Here is a 1011-nt window from a genome sequence, read left to right as displayed (position 1 = left end):
TGCTCCTATCCTAGTATTTGGTACACAAATACTTAGACGTTTGTGCCATAATAAAATGACCAAGATAGGAGTTTTTATATGAAACGATATACTGATGATTTTAAAGCGAGTATTATTAAAATGCACACCGAGGAAAAGAGATCAGTTCGTTCTCTTTCAGAAGAATATGCAGTGTCTCCTGCATCAATTCATAACTGGATTAAAGATGCAAAATCTGTTGAACTTGATGATGGAACTGAAGTTACTTCTAAAGAATTTAAAAAATTACAAAAAGAAAACCAACGTCTCAAGGAGGAATTGGAAATTTTAAAAGCTGCGGCGGTGTTACTGGGAAAGCGCTAGGGCGAGTTGAAGCACTTATTTTTGTTAAGAGCCAGTTACCCTTTCACCGCCTATCCTTAATACTTTCAACTTTAAGATTAGCTCGTAATACCTATTACCATTGGTTGAAATATCAACCTAGTCAACACGATCGTGTTGACCATTATTTAAAAGAAATCATTCGAAAAATCTGGGAAGAAAACTATCGCGCTTATGGTTATCCAAGAATCAAACTAGCATTAAATAGACTGGGGATTATAGTTGGTGTCAAGCGGATTTTTCGACTAATGCAAGAAATCAAGATTCATTCTCTCATGCATCGACGTTTTAAAAAGCCTGGTACTCATGTCGATTATTTACAACGTCCCAATCTGATTAAAAACAAACCAAAAGCTAATGCTTGGCGGGCTGATATTACTTATCTTGAGCTACGACCTGGAACTTGGGTATATCTTAGTTCAGTATATGAGCCAAAGGCTCATAAGATACTCGCATATAAAATAGGACGCCAGATGAATGCCAAACTAGTAGTAGATACAGTTAACCAAGCACTTGAACATTATAAAAAGCCAGCATATTTTCATTCAGATATGGGTTCACAATATACGAGCTATGATGTTGAAAACTTACTTAGACGACATCAAATCGTCCATTCGTATTCTAAGCAAGGGTATCCTTACGATAATAGCC

The 1011-nt window shown here is 36.2% G+C and carries 1 pseudogene; it reads left to right on the top strand.

Annotated elements, in window-relative coordinates:
- Positions 1-78: 78 nt before the first annotated feature.
- Positions 79-1011: pseudogene (locus tag FD46_RS02855) on the top strand (IS3 family transposase); the annotation flags it as partial.

Origin of the sequence: Liquorilactobacillus oeni DSM 19972, assembly GCF_001436275.1 — a bacterium.
GTDB classification, from domain to species: Bacteria; Bacillota; Bacilli; order Lactobacillales; family Lactobacillaceae; genus Liquorilactobacillus; species Liquorilactobacillus oeni.
The sequence above is the reverse complement of the archived record's forward strand: the minus strand, read 5'-3'. Positions and strand labels throughout refer to the sequence as shown.